A 15,454-nucleotide genomic window follows, 5' to 3' on the forward strand; every position below is an offset into this window, starting at 1 on the left:
CAAGCAAGCGCTTGGGCAAAACTTGTGTACAGAGTTTACAAACCAAGCGCTTGCTTGGTAGTCTCGACGCCAGCCATTCGAGGACGGATTTCTCATGAGCAAGACGGTACGTATCGGCTGCGCCAGCGCCTTCTGGGGTGACACCTGCACCGCCGCCGCCCAGCTGGTACACGGCGGCGCGCTGGATTACCTGGTGTTCGACTATTTGGCGGAAGTCACCCTGTCGATCCTTGCCGGCGCACGGATGAAAGACCCTCAGGCCGGCTACGCCACGGATTTCGTCGAAGTGCTCACGCCGCTGCTGGGCGACATCCAGCGCCAGGGCATCCGCGTGATCAGCAATGCCGGCGGGATCAACCCGCAAGCGTGCGCCGCCGCCCTGCAAGCGGCCTGCGACAAGGCGCAAATCCCGCTGAAAATCGCCGTGCTGCTGGGCGATGACCTGCAACCGCAGCTCAAGCACCTGCACGGCGTCAGCGATATGTTCAACGGCGCGCCGCTGCCGCCGATGTGCGTGTCGGCCAACGCCTACCTCGGCGCGCCGGGCATTGCCCAGGCACTTGCGCTGGGCGCCGACATCGTGATCACCGGCCGCGTGGTCGACAGCGCCGTGGTCAGCGCCGCATTGGTGCACGAATTCAACTGGTCATGGCAGGACTATGACCGCCTCGCCCAAGCTGCCCTCGCCGGGCACATCATCGAATGCGGCGCGCAATGCACGGGCGGCAACTTCACCGATTGGCGTGACGTGCCGGACTACGAGCACATTGGTTTTCCCATCGTCGAGGTCAGCGCCGACGGCCAGTTCACCGTCAATAAAGTCGACGGCACGGGCGGGCTGATCAGCGAACTCAGCGTGGCCGAACAGTTGCTGTATGAAATCGGCGACCCGCGCGCCTACCTGCTGCCCGATGTGATCTGCGATTTCAGCCAGGTCAAACTGCAGCAGCAAGGCAAAAACCAAGTGCGCCTGCACGGCGCCAAAGGTTTGCCGCCCACCGATCAGTACAAAGTCAGCGCCACCTACCCGGACGGTTTTCGTTGCACCGCCAGCTGCCTGATCGCCGGGATCGACGCGGTGGCCAAGGCCGAGCGTGTCAGCCAGGCGCTCATCAACAAGACTTCGGAACTGTTCAGCCAGCGCGGCTGGGCGCCTTACACCGAGGTCAACATCGAACTGCTCGGCAGCGAAGCCACCTACGGCGCGCACGCCCAGCGTCAGGATTGCCGCGAAGTGGTGGTCAAGCTGGCAGTGCGGCACCCGAGCAAACAGGCGCTGGTGCTGTTCGCCCGCGAGATCGCCCAGGCAGCCACCGGCATGGCGCCGGGGTTAACCGGAATTGTTGGTGGGCGGCCGACGGTGTACCCATTGATTCGGCTGTTTTCGTTCCTGATCGATAAATCATCCTGCGAGCTGGTGATCGACTTCCAAGGCCAGCGCCACGCCATTGAACTGCCCGCCTCTGCGCCACTGGTCACCCCGGCTGAGCCGATCGACCCGCCCAAGCCCCAGGGCCGCGCCGACGCCAGCGTGCCGCTGGTGAAACTGGCCGTCGCGCGCTCCGGCGACAAGGGCAACCACAGCAATATCGGCGTGATCGCCCGCCATCCCGACTACTTGCCGTGGATCGCCGAAGTGCTGACCCCGCAAGTGATCGTCGACTGGATGAGCCACGTGCTCGACCCCTTCCACGGCCGCGTCGAACGCTGGTACTTGCCCGGCAGCCACAGCCTGAATTTCCTGCTGGAAAACGCCTTGGGCGGCGGCGGTATCGCCAGCCTGCGCATCGACCCGCAGGGCAAAGCCTTCGCCCAGCAATTGCTGGAAATTCCCATCGCCGTGCCGCAACACATCGCCGATCAACTCAAATAAAAGGAGCGTTGCCGTGGCCTTCGACTCAATCTTCAAAGCCGACCTGTTCCACGGGCAAACCGTGATCGTCACCGGTGGCGGCAGTGGCATTGGCCGCTGCACCGCGCATGAACTCGCGGCCCTGGGCGCTCAAGTGATTCTGGTGGGGCGCAAACCGGAAAAACTGCAAACGGTGGCCGCGGAAATTGCCGAAGACGGCGGCACGGCCCATTGGCAGGCTTGCGATATTCGCGATGAAGACGCGGTGAAGGCGCTGGTCACGCAGATTATCCACGCACACGGGCCGATTCACGGGCTGGTGAACAACGCTGGCGGCCAATACCCGTCGCCCCTGGCCTCGATCAATCAAAAGGGCTTTGAAACCGTGCTGCGCACCAACCTGGTCGGCGGTTTCCTGATGGCGCGGGAAGTGTTCAATCAATCCATGAGCAAGCACGGCGGCGCCGTCGTCAACATGCTCGCCGACATGTGGGGCGGCATGCCCGGCATGGGCCACTCGGGCGCAGCCAGGTCGGGCATGGACAACTTCACCAAAACCGCTGCGTTCGAATGGGGCTACGCCGGGGTGCGCGTCAACGCCGTGGCGCCGGGCTGGATTGCCTCCAGCGGCATGGACACCTACGAAGGCGCCTTCAAGGCGGTGATCCCGACCCTGCGCGAGCACGTGCCGCTCAAGCGGATCGGCACCGAATCGGAGGTCAGCGCGGCCATCGTGTTCCTGCTCAGCCCCGCCGCCGCGTTCATCAGCGGCAGCACCTTGCGCATCGACGGCGCCGCCAGCCTGGGCAGCCGCGCCTGGCCGCTGCCCAAGGCGCAACCGCCGAGCGAGCCGTTCAATGGTTTCCACCGCGCCTACCTGCCCGATGTGCTCAAGGCGGAGCACTAAACCATGCCGGTGATTGAAAGCTTGATCGACGCCCATAGCCCGCAGTTCGCGCAAAACCGCGAGGCGATGCTGGCCGCCATCGCGCAGTTGCGCCAACTGGAGCACGCCCTGCTCAGCCAGGCGCAGGAAGCCAAAGCCAAGTTCGACACGCGCGGCCAACTGCTGCCCCGCGAGCGCCTCAACCTGCTGCTGGACCCCGGCGCACCGTTCCTGGAACTGGCCAGCCTGGCCGGCTACAAACTTCACGACGACAAAGACGGCAGCGCGGCCGGCGGCGGTTTGATCGCCGGCATCGGCTACGTCAGTGGCGTGCGCATGTTGGTGGTGGCCAACAACAGCGCAATCAAGGGCGGCACCATTTCCCCCACGGGGCTGAAAAAATCCCTGCGCCTGCAACAGATCGCCATGGAAAACAAACTGCCGGTGGTGACGCTTGCCGAAAGCGGCGGTGCCAACCTCAACTACGCCGCCGAGATTTTCGTCGAGGGCGCCCGCAGCTTTGCCAACCAGGCGCGCATGTCGGCCATGGGCCTGCCGCAAATCACCGTGGTGCACGGCTCGGCCACGGCCGGCGGTGCATATCAGCCGGGGCTGTCGGATTACGTGGTGGTGGTGCGCGGCAAGGCCAAGCTGTTTCTCGCCGGACCGCCGCTGCTCAAGGCCGCCACCGGCGAAGTGGCCACCGATGAGGAACTCGGCGGCGCCCAGATGCACGCGCAAACCGCCGGCACCGCCGAATACCTGGCCGAAAACGACGCGGACGGCGTGCGCATCGTGCGCGAAATCGTCAGCCTGTTGCCTTGGGATGAGCGCCTGCCGCGTGCGCCAACACGCAGTTACACAGAACCGCTGTACCCCATCGAAGAGCTGCTGGGGCTGATCCCCGACGACCCGAAAAAACCCTACGACGTGCGCGAAATCCTCGCGCGCCTGGCCGACGGTTCCAACTTCCTCGAATTCAAGGGCGAGTTCGACGCCCACACCGTCTGCGGCCATTTGCACATCCAGGGCCGCGCCGTCGGCGTGATCGGCAATAACGGCCCGATCACGCCCAAAGGCGCGAGCAAGGCCGCGCAATTTATCCAGCTGTGCGACCAGAGCCGCACGCCGCTGCTGTTCCTGCACAACACCACCGGTTTCATGGTGGGCACCGAGTCAGAGCAACACGGCGTGATCAAGCACGGCGCGAAGATGATTCAGGCAGTGGCCAATGCGCGGGTGCCTAAACTCACGGTGGTGGTCGGCGGCTCCTACGGCGCCGGCAACTACGCCATGTGCGGCCGCGGCCTGGACCCGCGCTTTATCTTCGCCTGGCCCAACAGCCGCACGGCGGTGATGGGCGGCGCGCAGGCGGGCAAAGTGCTGCGCATCGTCACCGAGGCCAAGCAATTGAAGGAGGGTTTGGTGCCCGACCCCAAGGTGCTGGACATGCTCGAACAGGTCACCGCGCAGAAGCTCGACAGCCAGTCCACCGCGCTCTATGGCAGCGCGAATCTGTGGGACGACGGGCTGATCGACCCACGCGATACCCGCACGCTGCTGGGTTACCTGCTGGATATTTGCCATGAGGCCCAGAGGCGGCAGTTGCAGCCCAACAGTTTCGGTGTGGCGCGTTTCTAAAGGAGAACAACAACAATGATTTTTACCCAGGAACATCAGGAACTGCGCCGCACCGTGCGCGCCTTCGTCGATCACGAGATCAACCCGCATGTGGACGAATGGGAAAAAGCCGGGCGCTTCCCCATTCACGAGATCTTTCGCAAGGCCGGTGACCTCGGCCTGCTGGGCATTTCCAAGCCGGAGTCATTCGGCGGCATGGGCCTGGATTACAGTTACTCCATTGTTGCGGCGGAAGAGTTCGGCACCATCCGCTGCGGCGGCATCCCGATGTCCATCGGCGTGCAGACCGACATGTGCACCCCCGCCCTCGCCCGCTTTGGCAGCGATGAACTGCGCGACGAGTTCCTGCGCCCGGCCATCAGCGGCGAGCAGGTCGGCTGCATCGGCGTCTCGGAAACCGGCGCCGGTTCCGATGTCGCCGGGCTGAAAACCCATGCACGCAAAGACGGCGACGACTACGTGATCAACGGCAGCAAAATGTGGATCACCAACTCGCCCAGCGCCGACTTCATTTGCCTGCTGGCCAACACCTCCGACGACAAGCCGCACATCAACAAGTCGCTGATCATGGTGCCGATGAACACGCCGGGCATCAGCGTCAGCCCACCGCTGGAAAAACTCGGCATGCACAGCTCCGAGACTGCCCAGGTGTTCTTCGACGGTGTGCGCGTGCCGCAGCGCAATCGCATCGGCCACGAAGGGGCGGGCTTCATGATGCAAATGCTGCAGTTCCAGGAAGAACGCCTGTTTGGCGCGGCCAACATGATCAAGGGCCTGGAATACTGCATCGACAGCACCATTGAGTACTGCAAAGAACGCCAGACCTTCGGCAAAGCGCTGATCGACAACCAGGTCATTCACTTTCGCCTGGCCGAACTGGCCACTGAAATCGAATGCCTGCGCGCGCTGGTCTACCAGGCCACCGAGCAGTACATCAAAGGCCAGGAAGTGACCCGCCTGGCGTCCATGGCCAAGCTCAAGGCCGGGCGCCTGGGCCGCGAGGTCAGCGACAGCTGCCTGCAATACTGGGGCGGCATGGGTTTTATGTGGGACAACCCGGTGGCCCGCGCCTACCGCGACGTGCGGCTGGTGTCGATTGGCGGCGGCGCTGACGAAATCATGCTGGGCATCATCTGCAAACTGATGGGCACCCTGCCTGGGAAAAAATCATGAATACCCTGCTGCTCGAACCGCATAACGGCGTGCTGCACATCACCCTCAATCGCCCGGCGCATCGCAATGCCATGAGCCTGGAGATGGTCAACGAACTGCGGGCGGTGTTGGCGCAGCTCGACAGCCAGGTGCGCGCGCTGGTGATCAGCGGCGCGGGCGGGCATTTCTGCGCGGGGGCGGATGTGAAAGACATGGTCACCGCCGGCGGCACGGCGCAGTTGCAGGCGCTGAACCGCGCGTTTGGCACCTTGCTGCAAGAAGTTGAGGCGGTGCCGCAAGTGGTGATCGTGGTGCTGCAAGGCGCCGTGCTGGGGGGCGGGTTTGGGCTGGCGTGTGTGAGTGACATTGCGATCGCCGATCACCAGGCGCGATTCGGCTTGCCGGAAACCAGCTTAGGCTTGTTGCCAGCGCAGATTGCGCCGTTTGTGGTCAAGCGGATTGGCCTGACCCAGGCGCGCCGGCTGGCGCTGACCGCGGCGCGGTTTGATGGGCTTGAGGCGCAGCGCTTGGGCGTGGTGCATTTTGCCGAGAGCGATGCGCAGGCATTGGCGCAGCGCCTGGATGAAGTGTTGGGACACGTGCTGCAGTGTGCGCCGGGCGCGAATGCGCGGACTAAAGCGCTGTTGCTGGCCAGTGCCGACGAGCCGCTTGAGGCGGTGCTGGATCGCGGGGCGCAGTGGTTTGCCGAGGCGGTGACGGGCGTGGAAGGAATAGAGGGGACGCAGGCTTTTGTGCAGAAGCGTAAGCCAGGTTGGTGCAAATGACGCCATCGCAGGCAACCCAGCTCCCACCGTTGAAACGCCTTTCAAGGTGGGAGCTGGCTTGCCTGCGATGGGGCCAGAACAAACACCCGATTACCTAGGGATAAACCAATGCCGCCATTCAGCAAAATCCTGATCGCCAACCGCGGCGAAATTGCCTGTCGCATCCAGCGCACCGCCCAGGCCCTGGGCTACCGCACCGTGGCGGTCTACAGCGATGCCGACGCCCAGGCCCTGCACGTGCAGATGGCCGACGAAGCCGTCAACATCGGCCCGGCGCCCGTCCAGCAGTCGTACCTCAACATCGCCGCCATTCTCAACGCAGCCAACATCACTGGCGCCGACGCCATCCACCCCGGCTATGGCTTTCTCTCCGAAAACGCCGACTTCGCCCGCGCCTGCCAACACGCGAACATCACCTTCATCGGCCCAAGCGTTGAGGCCATCGAACTGATGGGCAGCAAGCGCCTGTCCAAACTGGCCATGCTCGAGGCCGGCGTGCCGTGCATACCCGGTTACCAAGGCAACCGCCAAGACGACGCCAGCCTGCAAGAGCAAGCCAAGCGCATTGGCTACCCCCTGATGATCAAGGCCAGCGCCGGCGGCGGCGGGCGCGGCATGCGCCTGGTGCACGACGCCAGCCAACTGCTCGACGCACTGCGCACCGCCCGCTCGGAAGCGATGAACGCCTTCGGCAGCGACGAACTGATCCTCGAGCGCGCGCTGATCGACCCGCGCCATGTCGAAATTCAACTGTTCGGCGACAGCCACGGCCAGCTCATCTACCTGGGCGAACGCGATTGCTCGATCCAGCGCCGCCACCAGAAAGTCATCGAGGAAGCCCCCTGCCCCGTGATGACTCCGCAGCTGCGCCACGCCATGGGCGAAGCTGCCCTGAAGGCCGGGCGGGCGGTCAATTACGTGGGCGCCGGTACCGTGGAATTCCTGCTCGACCGCGACGGCCAATTCTATTTCCTGGAAATGAACACGCGCCTGCAAGTGGAGCACCCCGTTACCGAGCTGATCACCGGCCTCGACCTGGTGGCCTGGCAACTGCAAATCGCCGCCGGTGAACCGCTGCCACTCACACAGGCCGACGTAACCCTGAGCGGCCACGCCCTGGAAGTGCGCCTGTACGCCGAAGACCCGGCCCAGGGCTTTGTGCCGCAAACCGGTGACGTGCTGCGCTGGGAGCCTGCCGTCGGCGTGCGGACCGACCACGGCGTACTCGAAGGCCAGCGCATCAGCCCGTTCTACGACGCCATGCTCGGCAAGATCATCGCGCACGGCGCCACCCGTGAAGAAGCCCGGCGCAAATTGCTGCGAGCAGTCCAAGACACGGTATTGCTGGGCGTAACGACCAACCAGCGATTGCTCGCCGATCTGCTTGAACACCCGGACTTTATCGCCGGCGATTTCAGCACCGGATTCATCGCCGCGCACTTCAGCGAAATTCCCCGCCAGGCAGCCACGGATGAACAGATCGCCCTGGCCGCCGCGCTGTTTTATCAACACAGCGCCGGTACCCACCCCCCAGGTTTAACGGGCTGGCGCAACAACGCCAGCGTGCCTTGGACTTATCGGCTGGATATTAACGACGCACCCCGCGAGGTCGCCGTGAGCGTTTTGCACGCCAATCACCTGCAGGCCAACGGCATCGACATTCGCAACCTCAGTACCGACGGCCGTCGGGCCACGCTGGAGATCAACGGCGTGCGCCGCCGCGTCGCCTATCACCTCGACGATACCCAGCTCTGGCTGCCCGGCGTGCGGGTGATCAACCGTACCCAGCAGGTCGCCAGCCGCCAGGCCGATGCCGGCAGCGGCACCGTCAAGGCGCCGATGGACGGTGCCATTGTCGATATTCGGGTCAGCGCCGGTCAGCGTGTCAGCCAGGGCCAGCTGCTGCTGGTGCTCGAAGCGATGAAGATGGAGCATCCGCTGACGGCCGGCATCGACGGCGTGATCAAAAGCGTGCAGGTGATTGCAGGCGCTCAGGTGCGCAACCGCCAGGTTTTACTGGAGATCGAAAAGCCCTAGGCGGAACTACAAGGCCCGGCTACGCTCTATCCCCATCAGGAAGGGACGAGTACGGGAACCTGCGCGATGCCTCATTGGCTGATTATTGACCTTGAAGCCACAACGGATGAAGGCGGCTGGCCCGTGACGGAGATGGAAGTCATCGAGATCGGCGCGAGCCTGGTAAACCGCCAAGGCCGTGAACTGGATCACTTCCAGCGCTTTGTGCGGCCGCTGCGTCGGCCGTTGCTGACGCCGTTCTGCCGACAGCTCACCCACATCACCCAGGCCAACATCGACGCCGCTGCGCCGATGACCGACGTGTGGCCACTCTTCGAACGCTGGCTGGGCCAACATCACACGCGCCTGGAAGGCTGGGCCAGTTGGGGCGACTACGATCGCAAGCAGCTTGAACTCGAATGGCAACGCCATGGCCTGGCCAGCGCGCTCGCACAAACGCCGCATGTGAACCTCAAGCAGCGCTTTGCCAAGGCCCGGCGCCTGGATAAGCCGCTGGGTCTCAACGGCGCGCTGCAATTGGCGGGGATGCAGTTTCAGGGTCAGCAACACCGGGCGCTGGAAGATGCGCGCAACACCGCGCGCCTGCTGCCATTGATTTTGCCGGTCTAGGCAGCGCGCAAAGGCTTGGGCATACTGGCCGGCCTTTTCCAATATCCTGCTGTTCTGTAGGAGCCGGCGTGCCGGTGATGGCGTGCGCCTGAGCGAAGCCAGGCCCAAGGGCCTCATCGCCGACAAGCGCACGTCCATACAGAGCAACAAGCCTTAATCCACTTTTCGAGGATTCACCCATGTTCAAAGTCAACGAATACTTCGACGGCACCGTCAAGTCGATCGCTTTCGGCACCGCAGAAGGTCCGGCGACCATCGGCGTAATGGCACCGGGTGAATACGAATTCGGCACCGCCCAGCGTGAAATCATGCACGTGGTGTCCGGCGCCCTGACCGTGAAACTGCCCGACGCCGACTGGGAAACCTTCGCTGCCGGCAGCCAGTTCAACGTACCGGCCAACAGCAAGTTCCAGCTGAAGGTCGCGGTAGACACTGCTTACCTGTGCGAATACCGCGGCTAAGGGTTGCACCGGTCAAAAAAATGCCCGTCTCGCAGGAGACGGGCATTTTTTATGCGCGAACGTGTTACTCGATGACGGTCACCGGCATGCCCACTTCCAGACGGCCCAAGTCATCGTTGACCAGGTTCTGGCCGAACAGGGCGCCGTGTTCCGTCTTGCGATAGGCATCGAGCGTGGCGAAGGGTTCGCGATCGGCGCTGCGTTCGCCGGTCGCCGGGTCGATCGTGGTGAGGATGCAACGTGCGCAGGGCTTGACCACTCGGAACTCAACGTCGCCGATACGCAGGCGTTTCCAGCCGTCTTCGGTGTACGCTTGACTGCCTTCGATCACCAGATTGGGACGAAAACGCAGCATTTCCATAGGCCGGCCGACCTGCCGGGAAAGGTCGTCCACGGACGCCTGACCGATCAACAACAGCGGGTACCCGTCGGCAAACGCCACTTGGTCGTTATCTTTGCCGAAACCGGCCTCGGTGCTGCGTGCACGGGCCAGTGGCATCTGCACCAGCCGCGTGGCTTTGCCGATAAAGTCACTGACCCAAGCCGCCGCCGCATCGCCGGCATCCGGCACACGCAGGGTATCGCGCCAGATCGTCACCCCGCGCAGTTCGGCGTCGCCGCCGGGCAAGGCCACCTCCAGCGGCGCCATGCCTGGCGTGCTCAGGGTCAAGCCACCGGCGCTGTTCCACAACGCCGACAACTGGCTCATCTTCGCCACCGCCCGCTGCGTCAGAAATCGCCCGCTGGCTGCGTCCACCAACATCCAGCGTCGATCCCCGTCCAGCCCAAGTTGATCCAGACCGACCTGCTGCAAGGCTTCGGCCTTGCCGGACTTCAAGGGATAACGGTACAACGCGCTGAGACGAAGCATGAGCCTGCGTTCCTGAGGGGACAAAGCGCCACCCTATAGCAGGCAGCCCCCGGAATCAAAGGACGACGCCCCCACAGCCAACAAGCAGGTGCAACGCGCAGACTCAGCGTGGCAGCAGAATTATTATGGCGAGCGGGCTTACTGTGGCGAGCGGGCTTGCCCCGCGTTGGGCTGCGAAGCAGCCCCACAACCAGACACCGCAGTTCTACTGAGACACCGCAGCGTCCTTACGGGGCCGCTGCGCAGCCCAACGCAGGGCAAGCCCGCTCGCCACAAAGAGCCAACTCGCCCAACTACAGCTTCCCCTTAAAGACAATCAGGCCGGCACTTCATCCAGCATCAGGCGTTGGCGCACCACATCCACCAGCTTGTCGGGCTGGAATTTGGACAGGAAGTTATCGCAACCGACTTTTTTCACCATCGAGTCGTTGAAACTGCCCGACAGCGAGGTGTGCAGCACCACGTAAAGCCCACGCAGGCGCGGATCGTTGCGGATTTCAGTGGTCAGGCGGTAGCCGTCCATCTCCGGCATCTCGGCGTCGGTAAAGATCATCAGCAGTTTGTCGGTCATCACCTGGCCGCTGTCGGCCCAGCCCTTGAGCATGTTCAGCGCCTTGAGGCCATCACTGGCGATGTGCATTTTCACCCCAAGCTGGCCAAGGGTGTCGCGCAGTTGCGACAGGGCCACATTGGAGTCGTCCACCAGCAGCACTTCGCGGCCACGGGCGCGCTCCAGCACCGGGTCTTCGAGTTTCTCGCGGGAGACCTTGGCGTTGTACGGCACGATTTCGGCGAGGACTTTTTCCACGTCGATGATTTCCACCAACTGGTCATCGACCTTGCTGATGGCGGTGAGGTAATGCTGGCGACCGGCGCTGGCCGGTGGCGGCAGGATGGCTTCCCAGTTCATGTTGACGATGCGGTCCACACCGCCCACCAGGAACGCCTGCACCGAGCGGTTGTACTCGGTGACGATAATCGTGCTGTTGGGCCCCGGCACCAGCGGACGCATGCCAATCGCCTGCGACAGGTCGATCACCGGCAGGGTCTGGCCGCGCAGGTTGACCACGCCACACACAAACGGATGACGCTGGGGCATCAGGGTCAGCTTGGGCAACTGCAGGACTTCCTGCACCTTGAACACGTTGATCGCGAACAGCTGCCGCCCGGCCAGGCGAAACATGAGAATCTCCAGGCGATTCTCACCCACCAGTTGCGTGCGTTGATCTACCGTGTCGAGAATGCCGGCCATTAAAAGCTCCTGATGTGGTGTGTGTGCGGCCGGTTCAGCGGGTCGGGTATCGCGACCCTGCCGACCAACGCGCCGTCTTTGAATTCTTCGCGAGCATGCTTGCGTCTATGCTCGTTATCGGCGGCGATCGCCAGAGCTTGACCCCGGTAAAATGCCACGTAAATTCATTGATGTCACACTGACATCATGGTTTACTGCAACGGCCTCTTCAAATGGCACTGCAGCAACGTCGCGCGACCTTCAAATCGACGTGAGGTTCCGCTGCGTAAGGGAATCCCCTATACACAATCAGGCCCAACCTGATATTCGCGATATCTAATAGCCATTAATGTGACGCCATTCTCATTGCATGAATGGAGTCAGGCTTTTGTTTGCCATCCCAAGCCCTCGGCCCACGGGTCTTTCAGAGATTGCCGTGGCGGCATCCAAAGTTGTGCAAGCGACCCGAATGACCAGGGCCACTCACGGCGACCGTGATCATTCTAATAACGGTCCTACTCGAATTTCGGAAGCGGGCTACAGATTTCAGTCATATTTCAGCGGTAGGTTTACGCCATTCACCCGGTGCGGCATCTCATCACCCGAGCTTATGTTGCGGAGACATGCATGATGAATAACGCAAACGAATGGCAAACTGCACTTCCCGAATTCTTGCTTGAGGCCGAGATGCTCCTGGCCAAGTCGCAAGAGTGCTTGAACCACTTGCACCTGATTCGCAACGACAGCGATGCCATCGACTGCATGAAAATCAGTTTGAGCAAGCTGGCTGAAAAGGCCGAAGGCCTGGCCCTGCAGGCGATCAGCGAATTCTCTCGGCATATTCAAAACCTGATTGCCAATGCCGCCTGCCCCATGGAACTGCATGACCAGGCGCTGAAGGCCTTGCATGACTGCCTGACATTACTGGCCTGGCAACTGGAGTTGATCGACACCCGCACCGGCGAACTGGCCCTGGATGAAAGCGAGCAAACTAAATTGATTGCGACAGTCACCTTGCAGATCCCGCAAAAAAACTTCGGTTATAAACCGCAGCAACGCTTACATCACACCTCATGAAGGGGTGAGAGGTCGTATTTAATCAGTGAGTTATCTAATAACGACAGCAACATATCAATTAGCCATCAGCGCTATAACTCTGCACACCCACTTCATTAATACTACGGCCTGCTGTTTCAACTCCGGGACCCTCTAACGCGCAGACTAGGGCCCTGAGTATTTATGCGTGGTTGTTAACCCCTCAGGCGAGTCGCCAGGCGACCAACGGTAATAGTGGTGGTACTATGCCCCGCTCGAAGTGAATCAACTTCATGATGTATAAAAGATGTTTCGGCACCGCATATCAAACAAAGCCCCGTCAGCCGCCGTGACCGGTCTTCCCGCAGCGAACCTTCATTGGCTCCATCCGCTATGTACGCCAGCTTAAAGTCACTCATCGCAAGATCCGTGTCCCGCAGCAATGCCCGCCGCATCGTTCTCGCCCTGTGCCTTTGCTCATTGCTGGTCAGCCTGTGGGCCTATGCCCGTTCCGCGCCGTTGCCGTTATTGATCCCTTTGCTCAACCTGGCCACGTTGCTGGTGGTGGGCGTGCAACAGTGGCGCTCGCGCAAATCGATAAAATTCCAGCCGCAGGAATTGGCCGATCGCTTGCTGCAAGTACAGGAAAACGAACGGCATCGCCTCAGCCGCGAATTGCATGACGATATCGGCCAGTTGCTCACTGCCGCCAAGCTGCAAAGCGAATGGCTCAAGCGCCGCTTGCCGCCAGACCTGCAAAGCCAGTGCACGGTGCTGTGCAACACCTTGAATGAAACCCTGGCCAAAGTGCGCGACGTCTCGGCCATTCTTAACCCCAGGCAGCTGGCCAGCCTGGGGTTGGAAGCCAGCCTGCGCGCGCACCTGCTCAAGACCCTGGAAAACACCCCGGTGCACTGGAGCCTGGAATGCCAGCAACGGCTGACCGGTATTCCCGAAGAGATGGCCGTGGCGGCCTTTCGGATCACCCAGGAAGCGGTGACCAACATGCTTCGCCATGCCCAGGCGCACAACTTGCTGGTGCGCCTGCAACGCCTGCCCGAAGGCCTGTCGCTGATGATCTGCGATGACGGCCAGGGCTTCTCGCCTGCCATCAACCCCGGCCTGGAAGGCCAACGGGGCATGGCCGGCATGTCCGAGCGGATAGATCAGTTAGGGGGCACTTTGTCCGTCAACAGCCAGCCTGGCAAAGGGACCCGGATCGACGCACTTTTCCCCTGGGCGCCGCGCGCCCTCGAACGGGCCAGTTCCCCTAAGGTTCTCGAGTGACCTGCAATTTACTTCTGGTGGATGACCACGCACTGATTCGGGCCGGCGTACGCGCGCTGATCCAGGATATTCCCGGCTACACCGTGATCGGTGAAGCCAATGATGGTGCGCAGTTACTGGAAAAATTCAGCGCACTGCAGCCGGATATCGTGCTGCTGGACCTGTCGATGAAGCACGTCGGCGGCCTGGACGCATTGCAGCAACTCAAGGCGGCCTACCCCAAAAGCAAAGTGCTGATCCTGTCGATGCACACCGACCCGGAGCTGATCATGCGGGCGCTGGAGTCCGGCGCCCATGGCTACCTGCTCAAGGACACCACCGCCAACGAGCTGGAACACGCCCTGCTCGCCCTGCGCAACAACGAACGCTACCTGAGCCCGGCGATTGCCCACACCGTGATCAATCAGGCGCTGATCCGCAGCCAGGGGCCGACGTCCCCCGTCGCCCACAGCCACAACCTCACGGCGCGCCAGCTGGAAATCCTGCGCCTGATCGTGCGCGGCAAATCCACCCGGGAGATCGCCCACGGCCTGGGCCTGAGCATCAAGACCGTGGAGGCGCATCGCTCGCAAATCATGAAGCGCCTGCAGATATTCGACGTGGCGGGCCTGGTGCTATTCGCCGTTCGCGAGCAGATCATCAGCCTGGACGATTAGCGGCGAATTCAGCGGCAGGTGCACACGCAAGGCCTTGGGCAGTGCAGAGAACCGCAGGTCATCGCCTTTTAACGGTTCACCGTCCAGGTTGATGTACAGCCCTTCGGCCACCTTGATCTCGACCCACGGCAGGCGCGCGCGCACAAACATGTTGTCCAGGCCCCAGCCGTCGCTCATCAGGGTCATCAGCGTGCCAACCACCTCCTGAGGTGCCGGCAGAATGCTGATATCCAGCAAGCCGTCGTCGGCCAACGCGCCAGGGCAAAGCACATGGCCGCCGCCCGCCTGGCGACCGTTGCCGATCCCCAGCGCGAGCAGGTCGCCCTTCCAATGGAAGCCCGGCCCTTCCAGCTCGCCATAGGCGGCCTTCAGTTCACTGAAACGCGTCAACCCGGTGAACAAGTAGGCCGCGCCGCCGAGGACTTTTTTCAGGTCTTCGGAGGTATTGGCCGTGACCTGGCTGCCAAACCCGCCGGTGGCCATATTGAGGAACATTTGCCCGCCGGCCTGGCCGAGGTCGATGGCCCTGGGCGGTACGTCCAGCAGCGCCAGCGCGTGCGCAGGCTGCAGCGGAACGCCGGCGGCGCGGGCAAAATCATTGGCGGTGCCCAACGGCATCAGCACCAGGCTGGCGTCGGTCTTGGCCAGCGCCATGGCTTCGGCCACATCACGCAAAGTGCCGTCGCCGCCGCCGGCGATCAAGTGGGTATAGCCGTCGGCCAGGGCCTCATTGACGATGCGCTGGGCGTCGCCGCCCTCCCAAGTGACCCGCACCGCCAGCTCCCAGCCCTGCTCACGACGGGCCTGCACGGCGGCGCGCACATCCTCGTTGAGGGCTTGCTTGCCGTGCAGGATCAACAGTGCCTTGGGGGTGGTCATGCGGGGATTCTCCTGGGTTCAAAGGTGCTTGAAGGATGTGGACATTGGCCGGAGAGAAAAAAGCCATCGGGG

The 15,454-nt window shown here is 62.5% G+C and carries 14 protein-coding genes; 11 read left to right on the forward strand and 3 right to left on the reverse strand.

Annotation, left to right across the window (positions count from 1 at the left end; all coding sequences use genetic code 11):
* Window positions 1-94 precede the first annotated feature (94 nt).
* From L8K08_RS07645 to L8K08_RS07680, 8 genes are all read left to right on the forward strand, one after another.
* Window positions 95-1,873, forward strand: coding sequence for an acyclic terpene utilization AtuA family protein (locus L8K08_RS07645; protein ID WP_242195580.1), 1,779 nt, complete (start codon window positions 95-97; stop codon window positions 1,871-1,873).
* A gap of 13 nt (window positions 1,874-1,886) precedes the next feature.
* On the forward strand, window positions 1,887-2,759 hold the full coding sequence (locus tag L8K08_RS07650) for an SDR family oxidoreductase (RefSeq protein ID WP_242195581.1): 873 nt from the start codon (window positions 1,887-1,889) through the stop codon (window positions 2,757-2,759).
* Between the two features lie 3 nt (window positions 2,760-2,762).
* Window positions 2,763-4,379 (forward strand): acyl-CoA carboxylase subunit beta, encoded by a 1,617-nt coding sequence (gene atuC / locus L8K08_RS07655; RefSeq protein WP_242195584.1) that lies wholly within the window; start codon window positions 2,763-2,765, stop codon window positions 4,377-4,379.
* Window positions 4,380-4,394: 15 nt separating this feature from the next.
* Window positions 4,395-5,552, forward strand: coding sequence for a citronellyl-CoA dehydrogenase (gene atuD, locus L8K08_RS07660; protein ID WP_242195587.1), 1,158 nt, complete (start codon window positions 4,395-4,397; stop codon window positions 5,550-5,552).
* Window positions 5,549-6,316, forward strand: coding sequence for an enoyl-CoA hydratase-related protein (locus L8K08_RS07665; protein ID WP_145158839.1), 768 nt, complete (start codon window positions 5,549-5,551; stop codon window positions 6,314-6,316). Before atuD ends, L8K08_RS07665 begins: the two co-directional genes overlap by 4 nt.
* A gap of 108 nt (window positions 6,317-6,424) precedes the next feature.
* Window positions 6,425-8,353 (forward strand): acetyl/propionyl/methylcrotonyl-CoA carboxylase subunit alpha, encoded by a 1,929-nt coding sequence (locus L8K08_RS07670; RefSeq protein WP_242195590.1) that lies wholly within the window; start codon window positions 6,425-6,427, stop codon window positions 8,351-8,353.
* Between the two features lie 66 nt (window positions 8,354-8,419).
* On the forward strand, window positions 8,420-8,962 hold the full coding sequence (locus tag L8K08_RS07675) for an exonuclease domain-containing protein (RefSeq protein ID WP_119742324.1): 543 nt from the start codon (window positions 8,420-8,422) through the stop codon (window positions 8,960-8,962).
* A 179-nt stretch (window positions 8,963-9,141) separates the two neighbouring features.
* On the forward strand, window positions 9,142-9,423 hold the full coding sequence (locus L8K08_RS07680) for a pyrimidine/purine nucleoside phosphorylase (protein ID WP_106576484.1): 282 nt from the start codon (window positions 9,142-9,144) through the stop codon (window positions 9,421-9,423).
* Between the two features lie 64 nt (window positions 9,424-9,487).
* On the opposite strand, the gene L8K08_RS07685 is transcribed toward L8K08_RS07680, so the two are convergent.
* The gene (locus L8K08_RS07685; protein ID WP_242195593.1) at window positions 9,488-10,294 is read right to left on the reverse strand and encodes an MOSC domain-containing protein; all 807 of its coding nucleotides are present in this window, start codon (window positions 10,292-10,294) and stop codon (window positions 9,488-9,490) included.
* A gap of 316 nt (window positions 10,295-10,610) precedes the next feature.
* Window positions 10,611-11,546, reverse strand: coding sequence for a chemotaxis protein CheV (locus L8K08_RS07690; protein WP_056861075.1), 936 nt, complete (start codon window positions 11,544-11,546; stop codon window positions 10,611-10,613).
* A gap of 606 nt (window positions 11,547-12,152) precedes the next feature.
* Here L8K08_RS07690 and L8K08_RS07695 point away from each other — a divergent pair.
* The 3 genes from L8K08_RS07695 (at window position 12,153) to L8K08_RS07705 (ending at window position 14,503) form a co-directional block, all read left to right on the forward strand.
* Window positions 12,153-12,602 carry a hypothetical protein gene (locus L8K08_RS07695; protein WP_178119654.1) on the forward strand — a complete coding sequence of 150 codons (450 nt, stop codon included), beginning with the start codon at window positions 12,153-12,155 and terminating at the stop codon, window positions 12,600-12,602.
* A 351-nt stretch (window positions 12,603-12,953) separates the two neighbouring features.
* Window positions 12,954-13,847: a sensor histidine kinase gene (locus L8K08_RS07700; protein ID WP_242195596.1), complete on the forward strand. Its 894-nt coding sequence runs from the start codon at window positions 12,954-12,956 to the stop codon at window positions 13,845-13,847.
* Entirely contained in the window at window positions 13,844-14,503 is a 660-nt protein-coding gene (locus L8K08_RS07705; protein WP_242195599.1) for a response regulator transcription factor, read from the forward strand. Before L8K08_RS07700 ends, L8K08_RS07705 begins: the two co-directional genes overlap by 4 nt.
* Here L8K08_RS07705 and yegS read toward each other — a convergent pair.
* Window positions 14,462-15,382, reverse strand: coding sequence for a lipid kinase YegS (gene yegS / locus L8K08_RS07710; protein WP_106576480.1), 921 nt, complete (start codon window positions 15,380-15,382; stop codon window positions 14,462-14,464). The genes L8K08_RS07705 and yegS overlap by 42 nt on opposite strands.
* Between the last annotated feature and the right edge of the window lie 72 nt (window positions 15,383-15,454).

Origin of the sequence: Pseudomonas sp. TREG-RG-20F-10-E-6-01, assembly GCF_022662455.1 — a bacterium.
Taxonomy (GTDB): domain Bacteria; phylum Pseudomonadota; class Gammaproteobacteria; order Pseudomonadales; family Pseudomonadaceae; genus Aquipseudomonas.